Origin of the sequence: Rhodococcus sp. MALMAid1271, assembly GCF_049195265.1 — a bacterium.
GTDB lineage: Bacteria > Actinomycetota > Actinomycetes > Mycobacteriales > Mycobacteriaceae > Rhodococcoides.
In genome coordinates this window covers 159,028-182,447 of the sequence record NZ_JBMIRQ010000090.1, presented here as the reverse complement: position 1 = coordinate 182,447, position 23,420 = coordinate 159,028, and the positions used below count along the sequence as shown (strand labels likewise).

Here is a 23,420-nt window from a genome sequence, read left to right as displayed (position 1 = left end):
GGTGCGCGGGCGGGCAGCTCAGAAATGGGGGATCACCTTGAACGCGGTGTACCCGTCGCTGCTCTGGGCCAATGCGACACCGTTCGAGGTCACTGCTGTCGGTGCGGCACTCGGTGATGTGCCGGTGACGCGGCCGGAGGTCGCATCGATGGCAGTCACCCCCGAGTCCGACGCGCCGTAGACGACGCCGCCGACCAGAGCGAAGCGGTCGGCACCAGGAAATTGATCGGCGGTGAAACCTCGGGTGCCATACTGCTCGAACAGGACAGCAATTCCGTCGTCGGTGAGGTCTGCGGTGGTGATCATCGTCGCCCCGCTACTGCTGTCGGCGGTTACCACCATCGGACTGCGACTACCGCTGATCCATCGGAGCTCGGCATCAGAGAGTCGATAGACCGCCTGGATCGGTTCGGGACGGGTCGGGATCGTCCATGCCACGACCACTGCATTGCCGGCGGTAGCGACGAATCGTGCGCTCCCGGGAACCGCTGCGGGGGGCGGGGTGAGAGTGTCGGTGGACCAGGCGGTGTTGCCGGTATCGACGGTCACGACACGCGCTGTGTCGTCGTAGACCGTGACCGCATATCCACCGGATTCGGACACCGCACCCGACAGGTCGGTCCGGTGTCCGTCGGTTGCCGAGATGGCGGCTACGGCCGAGGGCATTGCTGTCTGCGAGCAGTCGGCGTCGATCAGCAGTCCGGACCCGGTCAGGCAGCCCGCAGCGGAGACCGGACCCCACACGAGGTCGCCGGTGCGGGTATCGCGGGCGGTCATCGTGGCCGGTGACCCCGAACCGGAATCATCGATGTCCTCGGTGATCAACAGCTCACGATTGTCCGTGCCGGTCACCATGAACTCGTCGCGATCGGCGGGTACGTCCACGCCGAACCGTGGTGTGCCGGTGTCATCGAGTACCTGCACCCGGTGCGAACCGGATGCGTCCGAGGAATCGACGACTCCGACGAACCCGTCCTCGACGATGTGAGGTTGCGACAGGAACGGGATCGACCACAGGGCCGTTTCTCCGAAGCCCGGCGGCGGCGCGGACGGCGACGACGCGTGCGCCGCCGGATCGGTGCCCGTGGCGTCTCGAGCAGGCGAGGAACTGCACCCCGACACCAGCGCGACGGCGCACAGTGCAACGGTCCCGATCACCGCCCCCGCTCTGCCCATACGGTGCGCACCCACTCTATGCGGTGGTGCTGTCTCCACCGAGTGCCATGACCGCGCTCTGCAGCAGTGCAGTGGCCCGATCGGCGACCTCGGCTAGGCCCGCTCCATCCGACAGCCCCACCATCACCTGGGGGTTCATCGCTTCGACGATGGTGCTGCTGCCGTCGGCTCGCACCACCACGTTGCACGGCAGCATCAACCCCACCTGCCGATCGGTGTCGATCGCAGCCTTCGCTAACTGCGGATTGCACGCTCCGAGAATGACGTAGCGTTCGATGTCGGCGTCGATCTTGCTCTTCAACGTCGACTGCATGTCGATTTCGGTGAGCACTCCGAACCCCTGTTCGGCGAGTGCCTCACGGGTTGCGTCCACGGTTTCCTCGAACGGCATGTCCACTCGGGTACCGATGGCCAATTCGGTCATGGTTCGTTCGGTTCCTTTCGATCGGTTCGGGTGTCGGTCACTCGATGGTCGGTGCGCGGGTGGGCAAGTGCTCAGTCATACTGCGCAGGATGCGGAGGTGCAGTCGCGTTTGCGCCATCGGACGATCACCGCTGCTGTCAGCATCGCCAGGGACACCCCGGCGAGGATGGGTTGTATCGGTGCCCACAACCCCAGTGCACCCGAGGTGCCGAGTGCAAGTAGTACCAGCTTGTTGCACACCGGACACCCGACGGCGAAGAAGGTCAGTACGACACCGAGAGCGGCGGGTGTGCCGGTCCGCTCGACCCGCGCGGGTTTGTCGATCCCGAACCACAGTGCGGTCAACAGGGCAGTGGCCAGCAGAACCGGAAGCTCCCACGCCCGCACTGGCACCTCACGGCCGAAGACCGGCGTGTCGATGATGTCGGTGGGAATACCCACCACCAACACCGTGACCGCACCGGCGACGGTGCCGCGCAGCACCCGCGTACCCCAACCCCGGAATCGATCGGACTCTGCGATCATGCCGTCATCGGAACGGTCGGCAGCATCGACGTCGAGACGGTCGGAGGTTGCGGGCTCTGTCATCGGCGGGGATCTCCTACGAGTTGTAGTTGAGTGAGTAGGGTGACACCGTGAGGTTATACCCATATGGGTATCGCTGCCAGTATCGCAGACTGCCGAAAGGTATTGCATGACTTCGACATCTCGCTCCACTCGCCGACGAGACATCGTGCTCCTGGCCATCGCCGTGGTGGTGGCGGCCGTGCTCGTGGGAGCTCTCGTGCTCGGAACGACAGGTGACGGCGAGCAATCGGAGGCGGCACCGGACGCCGGGTCGAGCAGCGCGAGCGGCCCGCCGGTGATGGGACCGCTCGGCGATCTGGCGCATCGTGTGACCGATGATCCGATGGCCCTCGGCGACGTCGACGCCCCGGTGGTGATGATCGCCTTCTCGGATTTCCGGTGTCCGTTCTGCGCCCAGTTCAGCCGGGAAACCGAGCCGCAGCTGATCGACCGATACGTCGATACCGGCACCCTGCGCATCGAATGGCGAGATCTACCCATCTTCGGGCAACAATCATTCGATGCTGCCCGGGCCGGACGCGCCGCCGCCGCCCAGGGCAAGTTCTGGGAGTTCACCCGCGCCGTCTACGCCGATGCCCCCGAGACCGGTCACGCGGACCTGACACTGGAGGCACTGCAGAGCTACGCGCAACAGGCCGGGGTACCGGATCTGGCTCGGTTCACCGCCGACGCCACCGGCACCGCATTCGATGCCGCGATCACCGCCGACTCCACCGAAGCGCAGTCGCTGGGTATCCCGGCCACTCCGGCGTTCTCGGTCAACGGTGATCCGGTTCTGGGCGCGCAACCGTTCTCGGAATTCGTCGATCTGATCGACACCGCGGCCGGCGCGTAGGGCGGCCCGCGATGTCGCAGATAGGACTTCTCGGAGCATTTCTCGGCGGGCTCCTGGCACTTCTCAGTCCATGCTCGGCCCTGCTGCTCCCTTCCTTCTTCGCATACGCCTTCGACGGGGCCGGCAAGCTCGCCGGCCGCACCGGGATCTTCTACCTCGGGCTGGCAGCGGTCCTGGTGCCCCTCGGCGCCGGGGTCGGTGCCATCGGCTCGGCGATCACCCGGTATCGCGAGGTCACCACCATGATCGGCGGCCTGGTCATCATCGCCCTCGGGGTGATGATCATCGTCGGTCGCGGCTTCGCGCTGGGGTCCGCTCAGAGAGCAGCCGCGCGCATCGACGTCTCCTCCACCGGATCGGTGTTCGCCCTCGGCGCGGTCTACGGACTCGCAGGGTTCTGCTCGGGACCCCTGCTCGGCGCGGTCCTGACCGTTGCCGTCGCTGGCGGTCAGGCCGCATACGGCGGAGTTCTCATGGCACTCTACGCAGCGGGGATGGTGATCCCCCTGTTCGTGCTGGCGCTGGTCTGGGACCGATTCTCGCTCGGATCACGAACGTGGCTGCGCGGCAAGGAAATCAGCATAGGACCACTGAAGACGCATACGACTTCCCTGATATCGGGGGTACTTTTCATCGGTATCGGAGCGCTATTCCTGCTCACAGAGGGCACAGCGAACCTCGGCGGGGTCATGGGGGTCGACAGTCAGTACTCGCTGCAGGTCTGGATCAGCGATGTGGCCGACGCGGTGCCGAACACCGCAGTGCTTCTGATCGCAGTGCTGCTGATCATCGCAGTCCTGACGGTGCGCATCGTCCGTGGTCGAGGCCGCGATACCGGAGCCGAGTCCTCCGAGCTCGATGAACGCGAGAACCGAACGCTCTGAGACGGTGTGCACGCGACACTGGAGTAGGGATGTGATGTCAGGCGTAGAGCTGTGACCACCCATCTCGCTGACGTCGAGCGAGATGGAGTACTGCAGCGGGAACCACTTCGACACCCATCAGAAGATCGTCGTCACCGAGCCCTCTGCCCTCCAGACTGTTTCGGCATGCTTTCACCGAGATGGAGGCCGAATCGATCAACGCCCGCATCTCCAGGGAAATATCCGAACAACGCAGGGCCGCATCGAGACCCGGTCCGGAACACACGACCTCGAGCATCACCGGCTCGGTCGCAGCATCGAGAAGGTTGTGGATCGCCCGCACCACGGCGGTGGGTGTGGTGTTGACGGCGAACATCACACGCAAGGGAGTCGGATGATCGGTCACGTAAGAGTTCCGTTCTTCAGATCACGGTGAGCTGCGGTGCCCCACGGCTGTGCATGGAGAAGAACATCGATGGCCCGACCCTCGCCGAAAGGGCGGACCAGATGTTCCAACTCGTGGACCTGCAGTCCGCTCGCGGCGCGGGCCAGGTCGTCGATGGCGGGCAGGATCGTCGGATCCGGCGGGCCCCCGACTCCGTGAGTGAAGTTCTCGAGCGCATGACCGAGATACAATAGCCGCCCACCCGGCGCGAGCCAACTTCCTGCACCGGCAATGACGGCAACCAACTCGTCGACCGGTAGATGCAAGAAGCCGATGGCCACCAGATCCACCGTGCCGGGCGGCTCCCAGGCCCGCACGTCGGCAACGGTATAGTCGATCGACCGGTCCTCCCCGCCGCTGCGTGCGAGTTCGATTGCCACAGAAGAAAAATCGACAGCATTCACTGTCCAGCCCGCGTCGGCCAACCATCGAGCGTGGCGCCCGTCCCCGCACCCCAGATCGACCGCCCGGCCAGGGGGCAGGTCCGCAAACCGCGCAGACAGGGCAGCCGCCGGGGCCGACCCCCACGGATGTTCGACGCTGCTGTAGCGCGCATCCCAGTCCGACGAGTTCACTGATTCACGCCTTTCCACTGGTGACCACCGCAGGGTTTGTAAGACCCGACGCGTCGACGAAACTGCGACTCACTTCACTGTACCCCGGGGGGTAACGTTGGGTACGTGCAGGCGCACTCGAAAAGCAAGCAGTCGACGGCGCAGAGGTATTCAGCTCCGGAGAACGAGCGGTACCGGTCTACAGCAAACACGGATCGACTCAGCTGGGCACGTTCACCATCTCGTGATACGACCAGACGGGCTACCGATCGGTAGCCCGTCTGCTGACTCCTAGCAATGCAAACGGAACAAGGGAGTCCGGGTCGATCCAAGCAGACCAGTAGTCGCCACGGACAGGGAAGCTGAACAGCAGCGCGGAGCCGCCCTGACGGGTGCGCGCTATGGTCTCTTCGAGACCTACGACGTTCGACAGTCCGTAGCCCTCACTGTTCGCTTCGAGATAGTCGGCAGAAGTCCGCAGATCGACGACATAGGTCGCAGTAGTTGTCTCCTGCCCGCGCGCTCCTTCGAGGTCGCCGATGAATGATGTCAGAATCGGTTCTGGCAGTTGGGAAGCCGGCGCGGCAGCCAAAAGTTCCTCGATCGTCAACGTCCGCTCACTCGGTTGCGATGGCAGCCCACGGAACACTCCGTCCGCATCAGCATTTTCGACGTAGTCGATGAAGCCCAAATTGGCGATCGACAGATTGTTCTCGACGGAGGCGAGCTGTTCGGGGATCACCCAGAAACTGGTCGGCTCGTCGTCTTCCGCCTCATGAAGAAAAGAGTGACACGAGAATCGGGCGAGCGCAGAGGGGGGTCCCATGTGCACGAAACTTCGTAGTGGGCTACGAAGTTCCGCTCACATCGGTCAGCCGCGCGAGCGAAGGATCAACTGGGCTGCGCTGATGTCGTCGATGACGAGGTCGGTGATCAATCCGCCGCGCAGCGCGGCGGTGAGGGCATCGAGTTTGGATGCTCCGGCGACGATGCACACTCGGCGCGGTACCGCCTTGAGTCGGTCCAGGCTGGGCCCACTCGATCTGTCGTTCAACGCAATTCGGTCGTGGCTGCCGTCCGAGCGTAGGAATACGGTGGCGATGTCCCCGACGACGCCGTCGCGTTGGAGCTCGGCCTGATCCTCGCGCTCGAGATAGCCCGCGCTGTAGACGTGGCTCGGGACCGCACTGCTCATGACGCCGATGCTGAACACCGCCAGGTTCATGCGATTCTGCAGTTCGAGGACTCGTTTGATGCTGCGCTCGCGCCAGAGGTGTCGACGGGTTTCCGGGTAGTCGAAGAATGCAGGCACCGGAAAGCCCTGTGCCGCAGCCCCGTAGGCGTCGGCGAATGTTCTGATGATGTCGGTTGCATAGGATACTCCGGTGGTGCGGGTGTTGGCCGCACCGTTGAGCTGGACCACGGTCGAGTTGTGGGTGCGCTTGGGCGCGAGCTTGCGGCTGACCGCGCTGACCGTGGTTCCCCATGCCACGCCCATCACCATGTCCGAGTCGAAGAACCCCGTCAGCAATCGCCCGGCGAACGTGGCGACGCGATCGAGGCGCCCCAACTCGTCGACGGTTTCCGAGACGGGGACCACGTGTGCACGAATGTCGTACAGATCGGCGAACGCGCGCTCGATTCGTGGTGCCTGACCGAGCGGTGTCGAGATCTTGATTTCGACCAGTCCCGAGGCCCGGGCGAAGGTGATCAATCGTGAGACTGTCGAACGAGATACTCCCAGCTCACGACCGATCGCCGCCATCGTCATGTCCTGGAAGTAGTACAGGCGGGCAGCTTGGGTGGCGTGGCCGGTCCGTAGATCGGATTCGGGAGCGAGCTGGGGGTCTGTCACCGGGATCAGTGTACGACCGATTTGCACATATGTGCATCAGCTGTGCAACACAGTGCAGGACGTCTACCGTGGGAAACTGCACGCAATGTGGCGTGCATCACCAATTGTGTGGAGGCTGGAAATGGCACATAAGGAACCGGAATGGGGATTGCCGGCGCACATGGCCGCCGAGTTCGCCGGAACCATGATTCTCATTCTGTTCGGCGTCGGCGTCGTCGCTCAGGTCGTCTCGGGTGGTGAAGCCGGCAGTCTCGGCGGCCACGACTCGATCGCGTGGGCGTGGGGACTGGGCGTGATGTTCGGCATCTACGTTGCCGGTCGAATCACCGGTGCCCATCTCAATCCCGCAGTGACGATCGCGTTCGCGCTCTTCCGTGGGTTCAGCTGGAAGATGGTTGCTCCGTACGTTCTGGCGCAGACCGCAGGCGCGTTCGTGGCTGCGCTGCTGGTGCGCTGGAACTACAACGACATGATCAACGCCATCGATCCCGGGCACACCACCGCCACCCAGACGATCTTCTCGACGCTTCCTGGTAACGGAACTCTGCCGGTGAGCGTGTCCTCCGCCCTGCTCGATCAGATCATCGGCACCGCGATCCTGCTGTTCCTCATTGTGGCAGTGACCGATTCGCTCGGCACCGCACCGATGGCCAACATGGCTCCGCTCATCGTCGGACTCATCGTGGTGGCCATCGGCTTCGCGTGGGCGACCAATGCCGGATATGCCATCAATCCGGCCCGAGATTTCGGACCTCGCCTGGCGTCGTACATCACCGGATACGGTGGAGCGTGGCGAGATCAATACGGCGGCCTGTACTTCTGGGTCCCGATCGTCGGACCTCTCGTAGGCGGACCGATAGGAGTGCTCTTGTACGACCTGCTCATCGGAAAGAACCTTCGTAAACAAGAAGGTGCGACGCCAGAGCCGCCCTCTCGACTCCCAGCCGACACTCAGACCACAGGAGACAAGTCATGACCGAGACCGCAGGGAAGTACATCGCCGCGATCGATCAGGGAACGACGTCCTCGCGCTGCATGATCTTCGATCACGCGGGGACCGTCGTCGCGGTCGATCAGAAGGAACACAAGCAGATATTTCCCCAGGCCGGATGGGTCGAGCACGACGCGTCGGAGATTTGGGACAACGTGCGCGCAGTCGCCGCAGGCGCGATGGCGGCAGCGGATCTGACGCGCGAGGACATCGCTGCAGTCGGCATCACCAATCAGCGCGAGACCACGCTGGTGTGGGACAGGGCGACCGGCAAGCCGATCTACAACGCCATCGTCTGGCAGGACACCCGTACCGACCGCATCGCCACCGCCCTCGGCGGCGGCGACGCCAACAAGTACACCGCCAAGACCGGTCTGCCGCTGGCCACCTACTTCTCCGGCCCCAAGATCAAGTGGATCCTCGACAACGTCGATGGAGCCCGCGCCAAAGCCGAAGCGGGAGAACTGTGCTTCGGCAACATGGACACCTGGGTGCTGTGGAACATGACCGGCGGCACCGACGGTGGACTGCACTACACCGATCCGACCAATGCCTCGCGAACATTGCTGATGGATCTGGACACCCTGCAGTGGGACGAGGGCATCTGCGCCGACATGGACATTCCGATGTCGATGATGCCCGAGATCCGTTCCAGCTCCGAGGTGTACGGCAACGGCCGCGAGCGGGGGCCGTTCCGTGGAGTGCCGATCGCCGGCATCCTCGGCGATCAGCAGGCAGCCACCTTCGGTCAGGCTTGTCTGTCTCCCGGTGAAGCCAAGAATACCTACGGCACCGGCAATTTCGTGCTGCTCAACACCGGTACCGAGAAGGTCATGAGCAAGAACGGCCTGTTGACCACAGTCTGCTACAAGATCGGCGACCAGCCGACGGTGTACGCACTGGAAGGTTCCATCGCCGTGACGGGCTCGCTGGTGCAGTGGCTGCGTGACAACCTCGGCATGATCTCCTCGGCGGCCGATATCGAAACCGACGCGCGATCGGTGGACGACAACGGCGGTGCCTACTTCGTGCCGGCATTCTCCGGTCTGTTCGCCCCGCACTGGCGCGCCGATGCTCGCGGTGCCATCGTCGGGTTGACGCGTTTCGTCAACAAGGGCCACCTCGCCCGCGCGGTTCTCGAAGCCACCGCGTACCAGACGCGTGAGGTGATCGAGGCGATGAACGCCGATTCCGGTGTCGATCTCGAGGTACTCAAGGTCGACGGCGGCATGGTGGTCAACGAGCTGCTGATGCAGTTCCAGTCCGACATCTTGAACGTCGACGTGGTGCGTCCCGTGGTGGCCGAGACCACCGCACTCGGTGCGGCGTACGCAGCCGGCCTTGCCGTCGGCTTCTGGGCGAGCGAGGACGACATCCGGCAGAACTGGGCCGAGGACAAGACCTGGACGCCGTCGATGGACGAAGACCAGCGGGCCAAGCTCTACGCCGGTTGGAAGAAGGCAGTAACACGTACTCTCGATTGGGTTGATGAGGAATGACTTACAGCACAACGGCTTTGAGTCCGACAGCGCGTGCGGACGCGCTGGCGCGGATGGAGTCGGAAGAGCTGGATATCTTGGTGATCGGCGGCGGCGTCGTCGGTGCAGGAACTGCCTTGGACGCGGTGACACGTGGGTTGAAAGTGGGCTTGCTCGAAGCGAGGGACTACGCGGCCGGCACATCGAGTCGCTCGAGCAAGCTCTTCCACGGCGGATTGCGCTACCTCGAACAGTTCAACTTCGCGCTGGTGTTCGAGGCGCTCAAGGAGCGATCATTGGTGTTGAACACGTTGTGTCCGCACCTCGCTCGGCCGGTTCCGTTCATCTATCCGCTCGAGAAGGCGATCGACCGCCCGTACGTGGGGCTCGGCATCGGCGTCTACGACGTCATGGGTGCCGGACGCGGCGTTCCGAGTCACCACAAGCACCTCGGTAAGAAGAAGACCCTCGAGTCCTTTCCCTCCGGAAAGCGCTCGGCGATCCGCGGTGCGGTGAAGTTCTACGAGGGGCAGGTCGACGACGCTCGGCACACCATGATGCTCGCTCGTACCGCGGCGGCCTACGGTGCCTCGTGTGCCAACAGCACTCGTGTCACGGGCTTCCTCCGGGAGGACGACAAGGTGGTCGGCGTCGTGGCGAGCGATCTCGAAACCGGTCGGTCCTTCGAGGTGCGCGCCAAGCAGGTCATCAACGCCGCAGGTGTGTGGACCGACGAGGTGCAGCAGATGGTCGGTGGCCGTGGACAATTCCAGGTTCGCGCATCCAAGGGCGTGCACCTGGTGGTGCCACGCAATCGCATCAACAGTGCCACCGGCATCATCACCCGTACCGAGAAGAGTCTGCTGTTCGTCATCCCGTGGGGCAGCCACTGGATCATCGGCACCACCGATACCGACTGGAAGCTCGATCTGGCCCACCCGGCGGCGAGCCAGAGCGATATCGACTACATCCTGGGGCATGTGAACAAGCTGCTGGCCGATCCGTTGGACCGGACCGACGTCGTCGGTGTGTACGCCGGGCTGCGTCCGCTGCTGTTCGGCGAATCCGATTCCACCAGCACGCTCTCCCGTGAACACGCGGTGTCCAGCCCGGTGCGAGGACTGACGGTCATCGCCGGTGGCAAGTACACCACCTACCGCGTGATGGCCAAGGACGCAGTCGATTCCGCGGTACACGGCCTCGAACGCACGGTACCGAAGTGTGTCACCGAGGAAATCCCCCTCGTCGGAGCAGACGGCTACCTCGGCGCGTTCAACTCCCGCGCGCTGACGGCCGAACGCACCGGCATGCGCGTCTCCCGCGTCGAGCATCTGCTCGGTCGGTACGGCACTCTGATGGGTGAACTGCTGGACTTGATCGAGGCCGATCCGGAGCTCGGCAAGCCGCTCGAGAGCGCACCGGAGTACCTGCGCGTCGAGGCGGTCTACGCCGCAAGTCACGAGGGCGCGCAGCATCTCGAAGACATCCTGACCCGTCGTACCCGCATCTCCATCGAGGTCCCGGACCGCGGTGAGGCAGCGGCCGAGGAAGTGGCGCATCTCGTCGCACCGATCCTCGGCTGGGACGGCCAGCATGTCGCCGAGGAGATCGAACACTATCGCCTTCGCGTTCTGGCAGAACGGGATTCGCAGCAGCAGCCCGATGACGATACTGCCGATGCGGCACGGCTCGGGGCACCGGACGTACGAGCCGGAGTGAGCTGACTTCTCAGTCGAGTGGTTCGGTGAGGTAGCGGATCAGGGTCGGCCCTACCCACCGGACCAGTTGCTCGTGGCTCATGCCGACCAGGGGAGGCACTTCGAGCACGTAGCGGGCGAAGGCCAGACCGAGTACCTGGGATCCGACGAGCGCGGCGCGCTCGTCATGTCGGTCCACTGCCACCGCGGACAGTGCAGGGGCGACCTGTGTGTGGAACACCTGCTGCATCGCCGCTGCCGCCGCGGCGTTGGTGGCTGCGGCACGGAGCAGAGCGAGGAATGTCCCGTCCTGCTCCCACGTCTGGAAGAACGTGGGCATCAACGTATGTGCGAGATCCTCGGGCGCGATGCCCGACAGGTCGGGAATATCGAGGACGAAGGTGGCTGCTTCGGCGAACAGTGATTCCTTGGTGCCGAAGTAGCGAACGACCATTGCGGCGTCCACGCCTGCTGTTCCCGCGACCGAGCGCATGGTGGTTCGGTCGTAGCCGTCGACAGCGAATTGAGCCCGAGCGGCGTCGAGAATGCGCGCCCGGGTGGCGGCTGCGGATCGAGGTTGGCGTTCGCTCATCCCCGTAGCCTAAGTCAACGCCTGTTGACCACCGAGCGCGGTGGGTCTATCGTCGGAAGTCAACAGCCGTTGACTTGGAACGCTCGGACCGCAGCAGGAGGTCGTCATGAATCATTCGGACGTGATCGTCGTCGGTGCAGGGCCTGCGGGCTGCATGCTGGCGGGCGAACTCGCACGCGCCGGCCGCTCGGTGATCGTGCTCGACAAACACGCTGCGCCGTCGCCGTTGTCGCGGGCCTTCGGAGTGCACGCCCGCACGCTCGAGGTCCTCGACAGCCGCGGTCTGGCCGAGGATCTGCTGTCGACCGGGGCGCACGCCCCGGGATTGACATTGTGGAACGGGCTCGGCCTCGATCTCGGGGTACTGCCATCCGAGTTCCCGTTTCTGCTGGTCACGCCGCAGAGCAATGTGGACGCGCGACTCGAGCAGTACGCCCGAGAATCAGGTGCCGACATCCGACGCGGGGTAACGGTCACCGGTCTGAGCCAGAACGCCGACGCAGTCGTGGTGCGTGGGCACGCAGCGGACGGCGTCGAGCAGCAATGGACGGCGTCGTACGCGGCCGGAGCCGACGGGGTGCACAGTCTGGTCCGCGAGGCGATAGGCCTCGATTTTCCCGGTAAGGAATTGCTGCGGTCGATCATGCTCGCGGACGTCCGGTTGACCGATCCACCCAATGGTCTGATCAACATCGGTGCGGGCAAGGACTGCTTCGCTTTTGTCGCACCCTTCGGCGACGGGTGGTTCCGCGTGATCGCGTGGGACCGAAGCGAGGATGCGGACGAGCATGCTCCCGTCGATCGATCGCGGCTTCGGGAGGTCTTGCGGCGCGCGGTCGGAACCGATTACGGCTGGACCGACGTGCGGTGGAGTTCGCGCTTCTCCTGCGACGAGCGGCAGGTTCGACGCTATCGCGTGGGTCGGGTCTTCCTTGCAGGCGATGCGGCGCACGTGCATTCGCCTGCCGGCGGGCAAGGCATGAACACCGGAATCCAGGACGCGATGAATCTCGGTTGGAAACTGGCCGCCGTTCTCGGTGGTGCCGACGAACAGATCCTCGACACCTATCACGACGAGCGGCATCCGGTGGGCGAGAAGGTGCTGCGCAGCAGCGGGGCAACGATCCGAATGTTGCTGTTGCGTTCGGTGATCGCACAGACCGTGCGCAACCTGGTGTCCGCTCGGGTGCTCCGCAGCAAGCATGCGGTCCGTGCGATCGCGGGCATGTTCTCAGGGGTGGGGATCTCGTACCCGCACGCACTCGGTGAGCACGCACTGGTGGGGACCCGTGCGGTGGGAATCCCATTGGACCGGAGCACGGTCACCGAGCAGCTGAGGGAGCACGGGTTTGTGCTGATCGGCGAAAAGGACTGCGCACGAGAAGATATCGCGCACCGAACCGACAACGGCCCAGCCGTTCTCGTCCGGCCCGACGGCTACATCGCGTGGGCCGGACGCTCCGAGTCCGGTCAGTGGCAGCAGGTACTCGAACGGTGGACCGGTCAGCCCTGCAACAACGTGAACGAATGCTCTCGAATCAGGATGGACGGGCCACCGGCCTCGTACGCCTGATCCGGGTCGCTCGATGTAGCCAGGGTCCACGTTCCTTCGGGCAGAGTGAAGTCCACAGTCGCGGGTGAAGCATTGACCATCCAGGCGAACGACGCATCCTCGTCACCGGCGCGCATCAGGACCAGAATGCTCTGCGCGTTACCGTCGGACCAATCCTCGTCGGAGAGCTTCGCGCCGTCGGCGCGGTAGAAGTCGACGGTGTCGGGGCGGGCACCCTCCTCCTGGGAATCGCTGTCGTGCCGAAACCAGGTTGGACGCAGGGCCGGGTGCTCGGTGCGCAGCGCGGTGAGATGGGCGGTGAAGTCGATGAGGTCCTGATCTGCCGAGGCCCAGTCGAACCAGGAGACCTCGTTGTCCTGGCAATAGGCGTTGTTGTTGCCGTTCTGCGTTCGGCCGAGCTCGTCGCCGCCGAGGATCATCGGCACTCCGGCCGAGAGCAGCAGCGTCGCAAGGTGATTGCGTTGCTGGCGTGCCCGCAGTGCGTTGATGTCCTTGTCGTCGGTCGGCCCTTCCGCTCCGCATCCCCACGAGCGATTGTCGGATTCGCCGTCCTGACTGTCCTCGCCGTTTGGCTCGTTGTGCTTGTCGTCGTAGGAGTTCAAGTCCGCCAACGTGAAACCGTCGTGGGTAGTGATGAAGTTGACGCTGGCCAAGGTGGGTCGGCGAGTGCTCTCGTAGACGTCGGGGCTACCGGTGACGCGCTGAGCCAGGGCGGACAACGCCCCGCTTTCCCCACGCCAGAAGTCACGGACGTCGTCGCGGAATTTGCCGTTCCATTCCGACCAACGGGCCGGGAATCCGCCGACCTGGTAACCCTGGGTGTCCCACGGCTCGGCGATGAGCTTGACCGGGGCGAGCGTCGGATCCTGGTGCACCAAGGACAGAAAAGCGCTGTGCACGTCCAGATCCGAGTCCTGCCGAGTCAACGTGCTGGCGAGGTCGAAGCGGAAGCCGTCCACGTGCATCTCGGTCACCCAGTACCGCAGTGAATCCAGCACGAGTGCCAGGGCTGCGGGGTGTCCGACATTGAGACTGTTGCCGGTGCCGGTGGTGTCGTAGTACGCACTCCGGTCCTCGTCGACCAGACGGTAGTGCGATCCGTTGTCGATTCCCTTGAGCGAGAGCGTCGGTCCGAGGTGATTGCCCTCGGCGGTGTGGTTGTAGACCACGTCGAGGATGACCTCGATGCCGTTGTCGTGCATGGCTTTGACCAGTGCCTTGAACTCGTCCACCTGGCCACCGGTGTCGCCGCTGCTGCTGTACTCGTTGTGCGGGGCGAAGAAGCCGATGGAGTTGTAGCCCCAGTAGTTCCGGCGGCCCTCTTCGAGCAGATGCGAATCCTGAACGAACTGGTGGATCGGCAGTAGTTCCACTGCCGTGACGCCGATTCGCTTCAGGTGCGCAATCGAGGCGGGGTGTGCCAGCCCGGCGTAGGTGCCGCGAATATCCTCGGGTACCTCGGGATTGGTGGCGGTGAATCCCTTGACGTGCACCTCGTAGACGACCGTCTTGTCCAACGGCGTGCGCGGTGACTCGTCACCGGACCAATCGAAGTTCGATTGCACCGCAACGGAGTACGGCATGTACGGTGCCGAGTCCTCGTCGTTGCGGGTCTCCGGCTCCTCGTGCAGATGCGAGAAGACCGCCTCGTTCCACTCGACCTGACCGGTGATGGCGGTGGCGTACGGGTCGAGCAGCAGTTTGGCCGAGTTGTGCCGTAGCCCCGACGCGGGGTCCCACGGGCCGTCGACGCGAAGACCGTACCGGACTCCGGGCGTCAGGTCCGGAACCAGATCGTGGAAGACATGACCGGTGCGCAGCGTCAATGGTGTTGTACTGCGCTCTGTTCCGTCATCGTCGAGCACGACGACGGATACCGCATCTGCAGTTTCGGAGTAGACGGCGACGTTGGCACCGTCGTCCGACAGACGCGAGACGCCCAGGGGGTAGGGGAGACTTGATGATGAGGGCATGCACGCCCCATTACCCCCGGGAGGGTCGAGCGAAACGCCTGCGTACCGGGCATTCGGCTAAGATCGACGGCGATATCGCGCCCGTCGAGAAACGTGCGGCCGCACGCTACGAAGGGTGAGGCGATGGGTTTCGAACGACCTGGCGACAGCTCGGTCCGACTGGACGAGCTGTTTCGGGGTGACAATGCCACCGATGCTCGGTTTCGTGAACTGGACTGGACGGCGAACGATCTTGGACCGGTGGAGGTATGGCCGCAGGAGTTGGTGACGGCGGTACGTACCGTGATGCCCTCCACGATCCCGATGCTGCTCTGGTGGGGCCCGAGCCTGATTCAGATCTTCAATCACTCGTACACCGACTTTCTCGGCGACAAGTTCCCGGAGGCCGCCGGACAGCGGGCCAGTGAGTGCTGGTCCGCGGTGTGGGACTACGTCGGTGGTCTGTGTGCGCAGGTGGTGAAGGGTCGCGAGCCCGTGCACGGCGTTCGGCAGATGTTCGTCCTGGACCGATTCGGTTACCCCGAGGAGACGTACTGGACCTTTTCGTACAGCCCGATCTTCGGATCGGGCCGCACCGTACTCGGAGTCTTCGTCGCCACCACCGAGGTCACGATGCAGGTCATCGGTGAGCGCCGCATGCAGGCTCTGCTCGCCCTCGGATCGTTGACCGGCGACGACACCGATGGCCCTGTCGGCATCTGTCGCGCTGCGGTCGAGGCATTGGGTGAGGAAGCTCGCGAGTTCCCACTCGTGGCCGCCTATCTTCGACGTGATCTCGCCGATGACGGAGAACTCGACCACATAGCTACCGCTGGTGCGCGCGGCTGCGAGGGAGCGATCTGGGACCTCGACGCCGTCGCCGAGGTCTCGGACGGGCGGGCCATCCGTACCACCGTCGACGTCGACGGAACGGTCGCGAAGGCGGTGATCGTGCCGCTGACGCTGGCAGGGCGCACTCGACCCATCGGGGCCCTGCTGATCGGACTCGACGCACTGAGGGCTCGAGACGACTCGGCCACCCCGTTCTTCGTCGCCGTGGCCGAGCGGGTATCGACGGCACTGACCGCGTCGTATGCCTTCGAGATGGAACGGCGACGCGTCGCGGCGCTGGCCGAGGCCGACGAGGCCAAGACACGGTTGCTCGAGAACGTCGGACACGAGTTCCGGACCCCGCTCACCCTGCTGGCCGGCCCGCTGGAAACGCTGCGCGCAAGTACCACCTCGTCCCTGTCCGATTCCGACAAGGACTCCCTCGATGTCGTCCATCGTGCGGCGACCCGGCTCCGGCGCCTGGTCGACGATCTGCTCGACGTCGTCAGCGCAGACGCCGGCCAACTGCGCGCGCGCCTCGAACCCACCGACCTGAGCGCAGTCACGCGAGACTGCGCTTCGATGTTCTCTGCCGTCGCCTCGGTGCAGGGTCTCGAACTGGACATCGACGCAGCAGAGGACGTCGTCGTTCTCACCGATGGTGAGATGTGGTCGAAGGTCGTGTTCAACCTGCTCGCGAACGCCGTCAAATACACCCCGGCCGGGCGCATCTGCGTTCGCCTCGCCGCCGAAGAGCAGACGATTCGCTTGGTCGTGACCGATACCGGCTTGGGCATCCCCGCCGAGGACCTGCCCCGAATCTTCGATCGGTTCCACCGGGTCGAACGCTCCGGTGCGCACAGCATCGAGGGCTCGGGAATCGGACTTGCACTCGTGTCGAATCTGGTCACCGCCTTGAGCGGGCGCATCGAGGTCGACAGTGAGGAAGGTTTCGGCAGTACCTTCACTGTCGTTGTGCCGCGTCGGCCCGTCGAGGCGAGCGTGCCCGTCGCGCGACCGGTCGTTGGTGCGGACTCGGTGTCGGCGATGTTCTCCTCGATCGAAGCGGCCGAGGTCAGCACCGACCGAGCGGACATTCTGCTCGTCGAGGACAACATCGACATGCGCAACTACCTGGTTCGGCTGCTGATCGACGAAGGCTGGACCGTCACCACGGCGGGTGATGTGGACACTGCCCTCGATCGGGCCCGGGAGATGACACCGGGCCTCGTGCTCAGCGATGTGATGCTTCCCGGTCGTAGCGGCCTGGAACTGGTGCACGAGATCCGCCGCGATGCCGACGTGCAACGCGTGCCGGTGATCTTGCTGACCGCCCGAGCGGGAACGGACTTCGTGCTCGAAGGACTGGGCCGCGGTGCCGACGACTACGTCGTCAAACCATTTCACGACCGCGAGCTGGTGGCTCGTGTACGAGTGCATCTCGAGCTTTCTCGGATGCGCGAGCAGTTGATCGAGGAAAGCGGCAACCAAGCCGCAACACTGCGCACCGCGCTCGACACCCGCGGATCGATCGGCCGCGCAGTCGGAATCCTGATGTCGGTCTACCGCATCGATGCCGATGCCGCATTTGCCAAACTGACCGAATTGTCGCAGAACACCAATCGCAAGACCCGTGATCTGGCGACGATGATCGCCGAGGACTTCGTGGCGGGGCTCAACCGAGACAGTCAGTGATTGCGGCGATAGTTCTCGCGCTCGCGTTCCATTTCGGCCATCTTCTTCTCACTTCTCAGATCACCAGGAAGGCCGTGGATCTCGAGTCGTCGGGCGCGGTTCTGATCCATGTACGCGACGGTGTAGAACAGCGCGAGCAGCACGCTGAGCAGCACCATCGAGGCGCGTAGCCAAATTGCCCCTGGAAACAGAACGAAGAATCCGATGAAGATCGGCAGGAACGGAATCATCGACCGCAGGATGTGACGCGGCGTTGCTCCCGGCCCGACGAGATCGCGTCGGACCCACTCCCGCATCGAGTCGGGCAGTGCGCGTCCGAGAACCGCGTAGCCCAGCCACTGTCGAAGGGACGGCCGCGAGCGTGCGTTCATGACAGGGCTCCTGCTGCGATGGCGGCGTCGTTGACGCGGGTGAGAACCCGGCGAAGATCCTCGAGTTCGGTGAGCGAAGTGCCGAGCCGTTCGACGACGGCGGGTGGAATCGTCTCGGCCCTCGTGCGTAGCGCGGCTCCGGCAGGAGTGAGCGAGACGAGAAGGACGCGCTCGTCCTCGGCGCTGCGCTTGCGGGCCAGGAGACCCATCGATTCCAGTCGCTTGAGGAGTGGGGAAAGAGTGGGGGAGTCGAGTTGGAGTGTCGATCCGATGGCTTTGACCGACATCGGCGACTCGCCCCACAGTGCCAGCATCACCAGATATTGCGGATGCGTGAGCCCCATCGGCTCGAGGAGTGGGCGATACACCGCCAGGACCGCGCGGTTGGCGACAGCGAGTGCAAAGCAGACCTGCCGATCGAGGGCGAGTGGATCGTCGATATCGGACATGACGAACAGGCTATCAGATTCAGTTAGTGCACGAATGGTTAGTGGGCTAAGAGAATAGCTGGATGCGTCACCGAGCCTCGAAAAGCGCTGTAAAACAAGGCAAATACTCGATTCCGGCAATGTCGCAGAGTTCCGGTCGGTCTACTTCGGTGAACTTCGCTTCTGACGTTCTATCCCGTCCGAAGGTGTGCGATGCTCCGTGTCGATCGGCTGTTTTCAATGACAAAGTCCGAGAGGATCCTCATGCGTCGTCGACGTATCTTCATTCCGTTCGTCGTCGCCGCGGTGCTGTCGATGTCCACGACATCGATCGGCGTGGCCTCTGCCGATCCTGTCGAGGCTGCCGCGCGCATCGTCGATACCGCGATCGCGTCCGACACCCTGCGCACCGTGAGCGTGGACTCGCCTGCCATGGGCGGGATCGTCGAGGTGCAGGTACTGACACCGCCGGTCGACACCGGGTCGCGTCCGACGTTGTACATGCTCAGCGGCATCGGCGAAGAGGACCCGCACAACAGCATGTGGCTGCGTAAAGGCGGGGCGGCCGAGTTCTTCGCCGATAAGAACGTCAACGTAGTGCTGCCGCTGGCAGGTCCCGGCAGTTTCTACACCGATTGGCAGCGCGACGATCCGACGCTCGGCAGATACAAGTGGGAGACGTTCTTGACCCAGGAACTCCCACCGTTGATCGACGCAACGTTCGACGGCAACGGACGCAACGCGATCGCCGGACTGTCGATGGGCGCGCAGTCGGCCATGATGTTGGCCGTACGTCACCCGGATCTGTACTCCGGCGTGGCGTCGTACAGCGGGTGCTTCTCATCCTCGGACCCGATGGGCCAGGCGAATATCCGATCGATCATCGCCGCCTTCGGCGGAAACGCCGACAACATGTGGGGCGGGCCGCTCGATCCGGACTGGGTCGCACACGATTCGGTGGTCAATGCCGAACGTCTCCGCGGCACCGCGGTGTACGTGTCGGTGGGGACGGGTGCTCCGGGTCCACACGAGAGTTTCGACAGCGCAGCGGCTCTGGACATCGTCGTGGTCGGAGGTCTCATCGAGGTCGGCGCGAACTACTGCACCCACCGCCTGGCCGAACGGCTCGGCCAGCTGAACATTCCGGCGACCTTCGACTTCACCCGGACCGGAACCCATTCGTGGCCGTACTGGGTGGAGCAGCTGCCCAAGAGTTGGCCGACCCTGGCGGGATCGCTCGGTCTCTGAGCGACTGGTCAGCCGTTCCACGGGCAGGCCAGCGGTGCGGCGAGGCCGAGCTGCTTCTCCAGCTGCGTCACCGAGTCCTGTCGAATTCGCCCGTAGATCGTGTACGGATCGTGCAGCGTTCGGCCCAGCACACCAGCCATCGCGTCGGCGTCGAACGAGGTGGCTGCGTTCTCGGAGTTGCGGGTGCCGTCGGATTCGAGATTGGATCGAAAGATCCCGGCAGCAGACTTGGGCAGGAAGTCCTCGTACACGATCGGATCGGCGGCGACGACTCCCGATTCGACCAGCTCGACCAGTCCGAATGCGCGATCGGCGGACGACGGCGCGAGTCCGGTGGGACGAAAGCTGAAGTAGGCAAGGTCTTCGGTGAGCCAGTCGGCCTCGTTCTCGGGCACCAGTGAGCTCCACAGCCGACTCCGACCATCCGGTGTCCGGTCGCCCACCCGTTCCAGGTAGGCGTCGTAGCGACTGCGGCCGAGCACGGTAGCGGCCGCACCTCGCGCTTCGACCTCGCCGAACCGGACCCGCAGATGGCCCGATTCGAGGCGACCGTCCGCGTCGACGAACATCCGCTGTTCGTTCAATGCTCGAAACGACGTCTGGCGCAGAAGCAATCCCGCCCCCGAGGTGCGCGGCGGGCCCTGAATGGTGTCGATCATCGCCACCCCGCGCTCTTCCATCCGGCGATGCAGCAGGTCGATGTCGAGCACCCGTGGTGTCAAATGATTGATGTGCGTGGAGCCGACACCGCCGATATCGGCGGCGACGGCAGAGACCGACTCGAGTTCGCGGTACCACGCCCTGTCGATGGGGTCGCCGGACAGTGCGAACGACGAGGTGGCCAGGTCGAGAAAAGTCGTGGCGTCCTCCGCAGCGAGTCCGCCCTCACGCTCCGCCTGCGCGGCCAGGTCCAGTAGCAGGGGAGGGAACAGTGTTCTGCGTTCGAGGAACTCGGTGAGCCGGGCACCGAGATCCTCGTCGAAGAAGCGCCGGTCGGACGCCACCAGCATCGAGGTGAAGACCCGAAAGGGATTGATCGCGAGCTCGTCCTGGTCGAGAGGACGAAACGCCGTGGACACCACCGGAATCGAACTCGACGCTGCATCGCGCAGATCGTAGAAGCCCACCGGGTACATACCCATTGCACCGAAAATCGTTGCCACCTGCGACATCTCGCGCGCGTTTCCGACACGAATCGCGCCGTGGCGCTCAGCGGTGACGCGTTCGATCGAACCGAAGCGTTCGGCATCGGCTCCGGTCGCTCGCATCGTCTCGGCATTGATCGACGCCGTGACGTCCAGCAGCGTGGTGTAGGCGGGCACTTCCTGCCCGTACAAGGTGGAGAGCCGAACGGCGAACTCTGCGCGCAGTTGCAGCGGTGTCATGTTCACCGTTCCATTCTGCGCCTGTCGGCACCGGCCGGGAACCCCTCGGCTCCTGTGCGTGACGCGTGCAGCGGTAGTGCGCATCTACGTCAGAATGTGTGCGCGATCACACAAGACGGGCATGTTCGGCAGAGCGCAGTCTTGAGCAGACATGCCAGAGGTGCCGGTCACGGCACCCGAGAAGGAGCACGAGTTATATGACTGCAATCGAGGAATCCGTTTCGGCATCGCTGCCGACCGACACCGCCACCGAGCTCTACATCGCGGGACACTGGCGCGCCGCATCCGACCGAGGCACCTTCACCGATATCAACCCCACCACCGAACAGCCCCTGGCGGAGATCGCTGCAGCGACGGCTTCGGACGTGGACGAGGCGGTGCGTGCAGCCCGTGCGCAACTCGGCGGTCAGTGGGGTGCAACGCCGGGAGCGGTCCGTGGACAGCTACTGAACCGAGTGGCCGATCTCATCGAGCGAGACGGCGACCTTCTCGCTCGGCTGGAGGCTCTCGACATCGGCAAGCCGGTGGGGCAGCCGTCGATGCTCGATATCCCCAATGCTGCAGCCACTTTCCGGCACTTCGCAGGGTGGGCCGACAAGATCACCGGAAGCTCCATCCCCACCGCGGGATACTTCGGTCAGGCGACGCATTCCTACACCGTTCGTGAACCCGTCGGCGTGATCGGCATGATCGTCCCCTGGAACACCCCGCTGATGATTGCGGCATGGAAGCTCGCGCCTGCGCTGGCCGCCGGCAACACCGTGGTCGTCAAGCCGCCGGAGGACGCGCCGCTGTCCATCCTGCATCTCGCGCGACTGATCGGCGAGGCAGGTGTGCCCGACGGAGTCGTCAACGTCCTGCCTGGGCTGGGTGAGGTGACCGGTGATGCGTTGGTCGGCCATCCCGACGTCGACAAGATCAGCTTCACCGGCAGCCCCCGGGTCGGCCGGATGATCGCCAAGAAGGCTGCCGACACGTTCAAGCGAACCACGCTCGAGCTCGGCGGCAAGTCTCCACAGATCATTCTCGAGGACGCGGACCTCGAGGCGGCGATCAACGGAACCGCGATGGGCCTGTTCTTCAACCAGGGCCAGGTCTGTGCGGCAGGCACCCGAGTGTTGGTGCACCGCTCGCTGTACTCGCAGGTGGTCGACGGTTTGGCCGCCGCGGCGTCGGCGCAGGTTCTGGGAGATCCGTTCGATCCGTCGACGACGATGGGCGCACTGGTCAATGCCACGCAGCGAGACAGTGTTCTGGGGTACATCCAGGCCGGACGCGATGGCGGGGCGCGAGTGGCAGCCGGGGGCGGCCGACCGGACGGGCCAGGCTACTTCGTCGAGCCGACGATCTTCGCCGATGCCGACAACGGCATGAAGATCGCCCAGGAAGAGATATTCGGACCTGTCGGCACCGTCATTGCCTTCGATACGGCAGACGAAGCGATCGCCATCGCGAACGACACCGTCTACGGGTTGGCCGCGAGCATCTGGACCCGTGATGTTTCGCGGGCGCATACCCTCGCAGCTCGGGTGCGCTCCGGTGCCGTATGGGTGAACGGGTGGGCGGCAATCGATCCCGCACTCCCGTGGGGCGGGATGAAGTCCAGTGGCACCGGTCGCGAACTCGGGTGGGCCGGAATCGAGGCCAACACCGAGGAGAAGGTCGTCACCGTCGTCCTCTAGCGCCGGGTTACACGGTGTTTACCGGCGGGCACGCGATCGGTAACGAGAAGGTCGCAAGATTTAGTTCAACGGACGTAGAAGAACGTCCGAACGAATCGGAAGGCGATGATGACGATGCCTGAACCCTAGGTCCGAGCAGCAGCCGCTACCGTAGGGCTGTGCCGAAGCTCGTGGATCACGATGAACGCCGCCGCGCAATCACTGCGGCAACCTGGCGCTTGATCGCCGCCAAGGGGATCGATGCCGCGAACATGCGGGACATCGCCACCGAGGCGGGATACACCAACGGCGCGCTGAGCCACTACTTCGCCGGCAAGGACGAGATTCTCCGAACGGCATTCGAGCACGTCTTCGAGGCAACGAATCGAAGAATCGAGGAGGCGCTCGGTGAGGCAACGGGATTGGATGCTCTCCGGATCTTCTGCCGAGAAGTGATGCCGACGACCGAGGAGACTCTGCTCGAGGCGAGAATCGCAGTCTCACTCTGGCAGCGCGCGATGTACGACCAGCACATGGACGACACCAACCATCGATCCCTGGTGTCGTGGCGCACCAGGATGGCGGAGTTTCTCGAGCAGGCTCGCGCGGAAGGCGATGCCGGCGATTTCGATGTCGATCTTGCCGTCGAAATGTTGCTCAACATGATGATGGGCATGCAGATTCTCGGCGTGCTCACCCCCGACGACACCACTGCCGACCGGCAGTTCGAGATGCTCGACAGGTTCATCGCTCAGCTGTAGCCCACCCGAAGGCCCGG

At 64.3% G+C, this 23,420-nt stretch carries 22 protein-coding genes; 10 read left to right on the top strand and 12 right to left on the bottom strand.

Going from position 1 to position 23,420, the window contains the following annotated elements:
* Positions 1-18: 18 nt before the first annotated feature.
* From ACOQFP_RS14095 to ACOQFP_RS14085, 3 genes are all read right to left on the bottom strand, one after another.
* A complete protein-coding gene (locus ACOQFP_RS14095; protein WP_421584667.1) occupies positions 19-1,176 on the bottom strand; it encodes a hypothetical protein in 1,158 nt (385 codons plus the stop codon).
* Positions 1,177-1,192: 16 nt separating this feature from the next.
* Positions 1,193-1,600 (bottom strand): DUF302 domain-containing protein, encoded by a 408-nt coding sequence (locus ACOQFP_RS14090; RefSeq protein WP_206491132.1) that lies wholly within the window; start codon positions 1,598-1,600, stop codon positions 1,193-1,195.
* 75 nt (positions 1,601-1,675) lie between these two features.
* Positions 1,676-2,188 carry a hypothetical protein gene (locus ACOQFP_RS14085; protein ID WP_421584666.1) on the bottom strand — a complete coding sequence of 171 codons (513 nt, stop codon included), beginning with the start codon at positions 2,186-2,188 and terminating at the stop codon, positions 1,676-1,678.
* A 106-nt stretch (positions 2,189-2,294) separates the two neighbouring features.
* Here ACOQFP_RS14085 and ACOQFP_RS14080 point away from each other — a divergent pair, with 106 nt between their 5' ends.
* Both ACOQFP_RS14080 and ACOQFP_RS14075 read left to right on the top strand, forming a co-directional pair.
* The gene (locus tag ACOQFP_RS14080; protein ID WP_421584665.1) at positions 2,295-3,023 is read left to right on the top strand and encodes a DsbA family protein; all 729 of its coding nucleotides are present in this window, start codon (positions 2,295-2,297) and stop codon (positions 3,021-3,023) included.
* Between the two features lie 11 nt (positions 3,024-3,034).
* A complete protein-coding gene (locus ACOQFP_RS14075) occupies positions 3,035-3,907 on the top strand; it encodes a cytochrome c biogenesis CcdA family protein (RefSeq protein WP_206491129.1) in 873 nt (290 codons plus the stop codon).
* A 37-nt stretch (positions 3,908-3,944) separates the two neighbouring features.
* Here the strand turns inward: ACOQFP_RS14075 and ACOQFP_RS14070 are convergent, their stop codons facing one another.
* From ACOQFP_RS14070 to ACOQFP_RS14055, 4 genes are all read right to left on the bottom strand, one after another.
* Positions 3,945-4,292, bottom strand: coding sequence for a DsrE family protein (locus tag ACOQFP_RS14070; RefSeq protein ID WP_421584664.1), 348 nt, complete (start codon positions 4,290-4,292; stop codon positions 3,945-3,947).
* The gene (locus ACOQFP_RS14065; RefSeq protein WP_421584663.1) at positions 4,289-4,906 is read right to left on the bottom strand and encodes a class I SAM-dependent methyltransferase; all 618 of its coding nucleotides are present in this window, start codon (positions 4,904-4,906) and stop codon (positions 4,289-4,291) included. The genes ACOQFP_RS14070 and ACOQFP_RS14065 overlap by 4 nt, the downstream gene beginning before the upstream one ends.
* A gap of 241 nt (positions 4,907-5,147) precedes the next feature.
* The gene (locus tag ACOQFP_RS14060; RefSeq protein ID WP_421584662.1) at positions 5,148-5,711 is read right to left on the bottom strand and encodes a DUF6924 domain-containing protein; all 564 of its coding nucleotides are present in this window, start codon (positions 5,709-5,711) and stop codon (positions 5,148-5,150) included.
* 45 nt (positions 5,712-5,756) lie between these two features.
* Positions 5,757-6,740 carry a sugar-binding transcriptional regulator gene (locus tag ACOQFP_RS14055; protein ID WP_206491125.1) on the bottom strand — a complete coding sequence of 328 codons (984 nt, stop codon included), beginning with the start codon at positions 6,738-6,740 and terminating at the stop codon, positions 5,757-5,759.
* Between the two features lie 121 nt (positions 6,741-6,861).
* Between ACOQFP_RS14055 and ACOQFP_RS14050 the strand changes: the two genes are divergently transcribed.
* Genes ACOQFP_RS14050 through ACOQFP_RS14040 form a run of 3 tightly spaced genes read left to right on the top strand, consistent with a single transcriptional unit; the run spans position 6,862 to position 10,933 of the window.
* A complete protein-coding gene (locus ACOQFP_RS14050; protein ID WP_206491124.1) occupies positions 6,862-7,716 on the top strand; it encodes an MIP/aquaporin family protein in 855 nt (284 codons plus the stop codon).
* Positions 7,713-9,230, top strand: coding sequence for a glycerol kinase GlpK (gene glpK, locus ACOQFP_RS14045; RefSeq protein ID WP_421584661.1), 1,518 nt, complete (start codon positions 7,713-7,715; stop codon positions 9,228-9,230). Before ACOQFP_RS14050 ends, glpK begins: the two co-directional genes overlap by 4 nt.
* On the top strand, positions 9,227-10,933 hold the full coding sequence (locus ACOQFP_RS14040) for a glycerol-3-phosphate dehydrogenase/oxidase (RefSeq protein ID WP_421584660.1): 1,707 nt from the start codon (positions 9,227-9,229) through the stop codon (positions 10,931-10,933). The genes glpK and ACOQFP_RS14040 overlap by 4 nt, the downstream gene beginning before the upstream one ends.
* 4 nt (positions 10,934-10,937) lie before the next feature.
* Here the strand turns inward: ACOQFP_RS14040 and ACOQFP_RS14035 are convergent, their stop codons facing one another.
* On the bottom strand, positions 10,938-11,498 hold the full coding sequence (locus tag ACOQFP_RS14035; RefSeq protein ID WP_341243500.1) for a TetR family transcriptional regulator: 561 nt from the start codon (positions 11,496-11,498) through the stop codon (positions 10,938-10,940).
* A gap of 106 nt (positions 11,499-11,604) precedes the next feature.
* On the opposite strand from ACOQFP_RS14035, the gene ACOQFP_RS14030 reads away from it, so the two are divergent.
* Positions 11,605-13,071, top strand: a complete 1,467-nt coding sequence (locus ACOQFP_RS14030) for an FAD-dependent oxidoreductase (RefSeq protein WP_421584659.1) — start codon at positions 11,605-11,607, stop codon at positions 13,069-13,071.
* Here ACOQFP_RS14030 and glgX read toward each other — a convergent pair.
* Positions 13,002-15,044 (bottom strand): glycogen debranching protein GlgX, encoded by a 2,043-nt coding sequence (glgX, locus tag ACOQFP_RS14025; RefSeq protein ID WP_421584658.1) that lies wholly within the window; start codon positions 15,042-15,044, stop codon positions 13,002-13,004. The two genes, ACOQFP_RS14030 and glgX, sit on opposite strands and share 70 nt — an antisense overlap.
* Before the next feature lie 123 nt (positions 15,045-15,167).
* Between glgX and ACOQFP_RS14020 the strand changes: the two genes are divergently transcribed.
* Positions 15,168-17,549 carry an ATP-binding protein gene (locus ACOQFP_RS14020; protein WP_421584657.1) on the top strand — a complete coding sequence of 794 codons (2,382 nt, stop codon included), beginning with the start codon at positions 15,168-15,170 and terminating at the stop codon, positions 17,547-17,549.
* Here the strand turns inward: ACOQFP_RS14020 and ACOQFP_RS14015 are convergent.
* Positions 17,543-17,920 carry a DUF5313 family protein gene (locus tag ACOQFP_RS14015; protein WP_206491117.1) on the bottom strand — a complete coding sequence of 126 codons (378 nt, stop codon included), beginning with the start codon at positions 17,918-17,920 and terminating at the stop codon, positions 17,543-17,545. The two genes, ACOQFP_RS14020 and ACOQFP_RS14015, sit on opposite strands and share 7 nt — an antisense overlap.
* The gene (locus tag ACOQFP_RS14010) at positions 17,917-18,369 is read right to left on the bottom strand and encodes a MarR family winged helix-turn-helix transcriptional regulator (protein WP_421584656.1); all 453 of its coding nucleotides are present in this window, start codon (positions 18,367-18,369) and stop codon (positions 17,917-17,919) included. Before ACOQFP_RS14010 ends, ACOQFP_RS14015 begins: the two co-directional genes overlap by 4 nt.
* Positions 18,370-18,588: 219 nt before the next feature.
* Here ACOQFP_RS14010 and ACOQFP_RS14005 point away from each other — a divergent pair, with 219 nt between their 5' ends.
* Positions 18,589-19,596 carry an alpha/beta hydrolase gene (locus ACOQFP_RS14005; RefSeq protein ID WP_421584655.1) on the top strand — a complete coding sequence of 336 codons (1,008 nt, stop codon included), beginning with the start codon at positions 18,589-18,591 and terminating at the stop codon, positions 19,594-19,596.
* An 8-nt stretch (positions 19,597-19,604) separates the two neighbouring features.
* Here the strand turns inward: ACOQFP_RS14005 and ACOQFP_RS14000 are convergent, their stop codons facing one another.
* A complete protein-coding gene (locus ACOQFP_RS14000; protein ID WP_341243505.1) occupies positions 19,605-20,981 on the bottom strand; it encodes a VOC family protein in 1,377 nt (458 codons plus the stop codon).
* A gap of 197 nt (positions 20,982-21,178) precedes the next feature.
* Here ACOQFP_RS14000 and styD point away from each other — a divergent pair, with 197 nt between their 5' ends.
* Together styD and ACOQFP_RS13990 are read left to right on the top strand one after the other, a co-directional pair.
* Entirely contained in the window at positions 21,179-22,663 is a 1,485-nt protein-coding gene (styD, locus tag ACOQFP_RS13995; RefSeq protein WP_421584654.1) for a phenylacetaldehyde dehydrogenase StyD, read from the top strand.
* 170 nt (positions 22,664-22,833) lie between these two features.
* The gene (locus ACOQFP_RS13990) at positions 22,834-23,403 is read left to right on the top strand and encodes a TetR/AcrR family transcriptional regulator (protein ID WP_421584672.1); all 570 of its coding nucleotides are present in this window, start codon (positions 22,834-22,836) and stop codon (positions 23,401-23,403) included.
* Positions 23,404-23,420 lie beyond the last annotated feature (17 nt).